Origin of the sequence: Stenotrophomonas sp. NPDC077421 (genome assembly GCF_049545505.1) — a bacterium.
Taxonomy (GTDB): domain Bacteria; phylum Pseudomonadota; class Gammaproteobacteria; order Xanthomonadales; family Xanthomonadaceae; genus Stenotrophomonas; species Stenotrophomonas nematodicola.
Window position 1 is genome coordinate 88,461 of record NZ_JBMWDP010000018.1, and the last position, 5,105, is coordinate 93,565.

A 5,105-nucleotide genomic window follows, 5' to 3' on the forward strand; every position below is an offset into this window, starting at 1 on the left:
AGATCGTGGGATATCCAACGAAAGGCAGCCGGGCAAAGCCCGGCTCTACGGGTTTGCGTCAGATCGTGGGACACCCAGGCAAAGCGCAGCCTTGTAGAGCCGGGTTCTACCCGGCTTGCGTCAGATCGTGGGATACCCAACGAAAGGCCGCCGGGCAGAGCCCGGCTCTACGGGCCTGCGTCAGGTCGCTCAGCGCGCCTGTGCGCCCAGACGCTCCACGGTGGCCAGCCACCGCGCGCGCGTCCGGGTGTCGGCGCTGCGCACCGGGCCGAAACTGCTGATCCGCACCGGCCGGATTCCGCAGAAGTCCAGGATGGTCCGCCTCAGTTGCTGGTGGCCGGGCATCCGGTACACCCAGCGGTAGTACCAGGGCGGGGTGTCCATCGTGATGATCGCCCGCGCGCTGCGGCCGCTCAGCAGGCGGTCCCACCACACCGAGTCCGTGCGGTAGCGGAAGGCGTACCCGGGCAGGAACGCACGGTCGAAATAGCCTTTGAGCAGGGCCGGCATGCCACCCCACCAGGTGGGGTAGACCAGTACCAGGTGCTCGCACTGTGCGATGGCGTCGTTGATCTGCTGCAGTCCCGGCTCCAGCGGCTGGATCTGCCGGTAGCCATGCCGCAGCACCGGGTCGAAATCGATATCGCCCAGGCGGAACAGCTGCACGCGATGGCCTGCGGCGAGGGCGGCCTGCTGGTAGCGCTCGGCCAGGCCGCCGCACAGGCTGTCGTGATCGGGGTGGCCAAGGAGTATGACGATCGATCTGGACATGGGGGCGCTCGAAGAAGAAGGGCGCAGGCTACGGTCTGCCCCGTGGGGCAGAGTCAAGCCGTGGCGCAGGCGCCCGCCGAGATGCACGCGTCCAGTACGCCGGCGTCGCCCTGCGCGACCAGCGCTGCGATGTCGCCGCGCAGGACGGTCAGCGCAGCGTCCAGCTGCTGCAGCCGCGCAATGTCGCCGCGTACCGCCTGCTGCCGCTGGGCAAGCAGCGCCTGCAGGCGATCACCGTCGAAGCTGCCATCGGGCCGGCGCACAGCGACGACCTCGGCCAGCCGGAAGCCCAGCGCCTGTGCCTGGCGGATCAGCAGCACCAGGGTGAGGTCCTGCTCGCTGTAGTCCCGGTAGCGGTTGATGCGTGGCACCGGGGCGAGCAGGCCCCGTGCTTCGTACAGGCGGATGGCTTTCTGGCTGGCGCCGCTGCGCCGGGCGATATCGGAGATGCGCACGGTCAGTCGCGCACCAGTCCGCCGTCCACCACCAGGTTCTGGCCGGTGATCGCGCGCGCCCACGGCGAGGCGAAGAACAGCGCTGCGTCGGCGAACTCGGCCGGGGTGGTCACGCTGCGCAGCGGGGTGTTGGCGGCGATGTAGTCGAACACCGCCGCGGGCGTGGCCGCGCTGGCATCGGTGGTGCGCAGCAGGCCGCCGGACAGCATGTTGACGGTGATGCCGTGCGGGCCGAGGTCCCCGGCCAGGGTGCGGGTGAGTGACAGCAGCGCGGCCTTGGCAGCGGTGTAATCGTGGTAGGGCACCACCGGGTTCTGGAACAGGTTGGTGCCGATGTTGATGATCCGGCCGAAGCCCTGTGCACGCATGCCGGGCAGGGTCGCCTGCACCGTGTTGAGCGCACCGCGCACGCTGCCGTCGAACTGCGCACTGAAGGCCTGCCAGTCGATGCTGTCGGCCGGGGCGCGGGCGTCCCCATTGAACGAGAACGCGGCCAGGGCATTGTTGACCACGCAGCTGACCTCGCGTCCAAAGTGATGGCGCGCCGCAGCGATCAGGGCGTTGACCTCCGCGCGATCGGTCACATCGGCGCGCACGGCCAGCGCATTGGCCCCCAGTTCGCCGGCCAGGGACTCGGCGGCATCGGCGCTGTGCAGGTAGTTGATGATGACCTGTGCGCCCTCACGGGCGAACGCGCGGACCAGGTGCTCCCCCAGGCCACGGGCGCCGCCGGTGACCAGGACGAGGTGATGCGAAAGCTGCATGGCAGGCTGCCTGAAGAAACCGGGCCACAGCGTAGCAAGCGGCGAGGGCGCTCCGGGCGGTGCAGTGACGCTGTTTCCCCTTGTGCAGGCTTGCCGCCACCCGCTAGCCTGCAGGGATGACCACTTCCCCCCTTCGTTTGCTCGTCCACGGTGCCTCCGGGCGGATGGGCCAGACCCTGCTCCGGCTGGCAGCCGGCACTTCCCATCTGCAGGTCGTTGCGGCTGTGACCGGCCGTGCACCGGCGCAGCGCGTTGTCGACGGCGTGCCGCACTTCGCCAGCGCCGAGCTGTCCGGTGCACCGCCGTTCGACGTGGCAATCGACTTCAGCCTGCCGGACGGCTTCGATCCGGTCCTGGCGCTGTGCGTGGAACGCAACGCCGGCCTGGTCTCGGGCACCACCGGCATCAGCGAATCGCAACGCCAGGCGCTGATTGCCGCCGCCAGCCGCATTCCGCTGGTGTGGGCCTCCAACTTCAGCTTGGGCGTGGCCGTGCTGGACGAGCTGGTGGAACGGGCCGCCGCTGCCCTGTCGGGGTGGGAGTGCGACATCGTCGAGTCCCACCATGTCCACAAGCAGGATGCGCCGTCCGGTACGGCGCTGACCCTGGGCGAGGCCGCACGCAAGGGCGGGGCGCAGCCGCGCTACGCCAGCCTGCGCGCCGGCGACATCGTGGGCGAGCACCTGGTGCAGTTCACCGGGCTGGGCGAGCGCATCGAGCTCATCCACCGCGCCACCAACCGCGACATCTTCGCGCGCGGCGCACTGTTTGCCGCGACCCAGCTGAATGGGCGTGCCCCCGGCAGCTATCGGGTCCGCGACCTGCTCGACGGCCCCCCGCCGGGTCCGGCAGGCTGAACAGGGCGCTTGCCACCCTGAACCCGGGGGTGGCCGTGCGTGCCCGTACGTCAGCGATTGCAAGCAAACGCTGGCGTCGCCGGGTGCTTGCCTTTACAATTCCCGCTCGCCGAATCACGACAGCCGGACCGGTCCCGCACCGCAGTCCGCGCTTTTTTGCAACCGCTTTTCCGTGAAGCGTGGCGTGACTTCGGTGACCCCTCGGTAGCCAAAGTGAGATTCCCGTGACCCAAGCCGCAATCCTCGTCCTCGAAGACGGCACCGTATTCGAGGGCGAATCCGTAGGCGCGCCCGGCCTGTCCGTCGGTGAGGTGGTGTTCAACACCGCCATGACCGGTTACCAGGAAGTGCTGACTGATCCCTCCTACGCCCGGCAGATGGTCACGCTGACCTACCCGCATATCGGCAACACCGGCATGACCGACCAGGACGACGAAGCCCACAAGGTGTGGTCGGCCGGTCTGATCGTGCGCGACGTGCCGCGCCGCCCGAGCAACTGGCGCAGCCAGGTATCGCTGCAGGACTGGCTGCTGCAGCGTGGCGTGGTGGCGATCTCCGGCATCGATACGCGCAAGCTGACGCGCATCCTGCGCGAGCGCGGCGCCCAGAACGGTGCGCTGATGGCCGGCGACGACATCAACGTGGACGTGGCGCTGGAAGCGGCACGCAAGTTCCCGGGCCTGAAGGGCATGGACCTGGCCAAGGTGACCAGCACCAGCAAGGCCTACAGCTGGAACGAGGGCCAGCTCGACCTGGATTCCAACACGTTCGCCAGCGCGGCCCCCCAGTACAAGGTGGTGGCGTACGACTTCGGCGCCAAGCTCAACATCCTGCGCATGCTGGCCGAACGCGGCTGCGACATCACCGTGGTGCCGGCGCAGACCCCGGCCGCCGAGGTGCTGGCGATGAATCCCGATGGCGTGTTCCTGTCCAACGGCCCGGGCGACCCGGAACCGTGCGACTACGCGATCGAGGCGATCAAGGTGTTCCTGGACAAAAAGGTGCCGGTGTTCGGCATCTGCCTTGGCCACCAGCTGCTGGCGCTGGCGTCCGGCGCCAAGACCATCAAGATGGGCCACGGCCACCACGGTGCCAACCACCCGGTGCAGGACCTGGACGACGGCCGGGTGATGATCACCTCGCAGAACCACGGGTTTGCGGTGGATGAGGCCTCGCTGCCGGCCACCCTGCGCGTCACCCACCGGTCGCTGTTCGATGGCACCAACCAGGGCATCGCGCGCACCGACGTGCCGGCGTTCTCGTTCCAGGGCCATCCCGAAGCGTCGCCGGGGCCGCACGACGTCGCTCCGCTGTTCGACCGTTTCGTGACCCTGATGGCGCAGGCCAAGGCCTGATGTCCCGCCTGGCAGACGCGGCAGGGCTGCGGCCCATCCCGACTGCCGGAAACCGATGAAGCTTGGAGTGACATGCTGAAGCCGCGTAAATCCCTCGTTGTCGTGCTGGGCCGTGCCGCGCTGCTGTCCGCGCTGGTCATGGCCCCGGCGATGGCGCAGGACAGCGGCCAGGCGCAGCGGGTTGACCGGATGGTCGCGCAGGTTGGGTGGCAGCGGTCGCTCACCCTGATCGCCGATGGCCTGATCGCCGAAGATCCCGGCCTGGGTGCATTGGACGGCCCGCAGCGCGCCTGCGCGGCGCGGGTGCTCAACGCCACCCTGGACGAGGTGATGCGCGAGCGCCTGGTCGAGCGGATGACCGCCGAGCAGGTGCAGTCCTGGCTGGATTTCGCCGCCACCCCGGCCGGCGCTGCGTTCATGGCCGCGTTCGCGGCGAACATGCAGGCCAAGCTGGAGTTCGGCGACGACAGCCAGGCGCCGCTGCCGGCGCCGGAGTTCCGCGCCGAGGCCGAGGCGTTCATGTCGTCGGTGCCGTTCATGGCCTTCGTCAGGGCGCTCTCTGGCCAGCCCGCGTTCAATTTCAGGCGAACACAGCAAATGCATCAACGGTTCCAGTCAGACTGCGGTGTCAGCAGTCCCCAAGCTACTTGATCGACAGCGTGCGATCAGTTTCCCCCGCCACGCTGTACTGACTTAGAGAAGACAATGCCCAAGCGCACTGACCTTAAAACCATCCTCATCATCGGTGCCGGCCCGATCGTCATCGGCCAGGCCTGCGAGTTCGACTACTCCGGCGCGCAGGCCTGCAAGGCGCTGCGCGACGAGGGGTACCGCGTGGTGCTGGTCAACAGCAATCCGGCCACGATCATGACCGACCCGGAGATGGCCGACGCCGTCTACATC

The 5,105-nt window shown here is 68.6% G+C and carries 7 protein-coding genes; 4 read left to right on the plus strand and 3 right to left on the minus strand.

Annotated elements, in window-relative coordinates; translation table 11 throughout:
- Positions 1 to 189 precede the first annotated feature (189 nt).
- Genes ACPEH1_RS11790 through ACPEH1_RS11800 form a run of 3 tightly spaced genes read right to left on the minus strand, consistent with a single transcriptional unit; the run spans position 190 to position 1,990 of the window.
- The gene (locus ACPEH1_RS11790; RefSeq protein ID WP_017356346.1) at positions 190 to 771 is read right to left on the minus strand and encodes an NAD(P)H-dependent oxidoreductase; all 582 of its coding nucleotides are present in this window, start codon (positions 769 to 771) and stop codon (positions 190 to 192) included.
- Between the two features lie 53 nt (positions 772 to 824).
- Positions 825 to 1,226 carry a MerR family transcriptional regulator gene (locus tag ACPEH1_RS11795; RefSeq protein WP_136004006.1) on the minus strand — a complete coding sequence of 134 codons (402 nt, stop codon included), beginning with the start codon at positions 1,224 to 1,226 and terminating at the stop codon, positions 825 to 827.
- 2 nt (positions 1,227 to 1,228) lie between these two features.
- Positions 1,229 to 1,990 carry a 3-oxoacyl-ACP reductase gene (locus ACPEH1_RS11800; RefSeq protein WP_017356344.1) on the minus strand — a complete coding sequence of 254 codons (762 nt, stop codon included), beginning with the start codon at positions 1,988 to 1,990 and terminating at the stop codon, positions 1,229 to 1,231.
- Between the two features lie 116 nt (positions 1,991 to 2,106).
- Here ACPEH1_RS11800 and dapB point away from each other — a divergent pair, with 116 nt between their 5' ends.
- The 4 genes from dapB to ACPEH1_RS11820 form a co-directional block, all read left to right on the plus strand.
- Positions 2,107 to 2,847, plus strand: a complete 741-nt coding sequence (gene dapB, locus ACPEH1_RS11805; RefSeq protein WP_026070816.1) for a 4-hydroxy-tetrahydrodipicolinate reductase — start codon at positions 2,107 to 2,109, stop codon at positions 2,845 to 2,847.
- A 224-nt stretch (positions 2,848 to 3,071) separates the two neighbouring features.
- Positions 3,072 to 4,202 carry a glutamine-hydrolyzing carbamoyl-phosphate synthase small subunit gene (gene carA, locus ACPEH1_RS11810; RefSeq protein ID WP_017356342.1) on the plus strand — a complete coding sequence of 377 codons (1,131 nt, stop codon included), beginning with the start codon at positions 3,072 to 3,074 and terminating at the stop codon, positions 4,200 to 4,202.
- A 72-nt stretch (positions 4,203 to 4,274) separates the two neighbouring features.
- On the plus strand, positions 4,275 to 4,853 hold the full coding sequence (locus ACPEH1_RS11815; RefSeq protein ID WP_287251860.1) for a hypothetical protein: 579 nt from the start codon (positions 4,275 to 4,277) through the stop codon (positions 4,851 to 4,853).
- A gap of 54 nt (positions 4,854 to 4,907) precedes the next feature.
- A partial coding sequence (locus ACPEH1_RS11820) for a hypothetical protein (RefSeq protein WP_423715823.1) occupies positions 4,908 to 5,105 on the plus strand: 198 nt, incomplete at its 3' end.

Coding starts and splice junctions, on each gene's coding strand:
- dapB (WP_026070816.1), top strand. CDS start 2,107: ATGACCACTTCCCCCCTTCGTTTGCTCGTCCACGGTGCCTCCGGGCGG.
- ACPEH1_RS11790 (WP_017356346.1), bottom strand. CDS start 771: ATGTCCAGATCGATCGTCATACTCCTTGGCCACCCCGATCACGACAGC.
- ACPEH1_RS11815 (WP_287251860.1), top strand. CDS start 4,275: ATGCTGAAGCCGCGTAAATCCCTCGTTGTCGTGCTGGGCCGTGCCGCG.
- ACPEH1_RS11800 (WP_017356344.1), bottom strand. CDS start 1,990: ATGCAGCTTTCGCATCACCTCGTCCTGGTCACCGGCGGCGCCCGTGGC.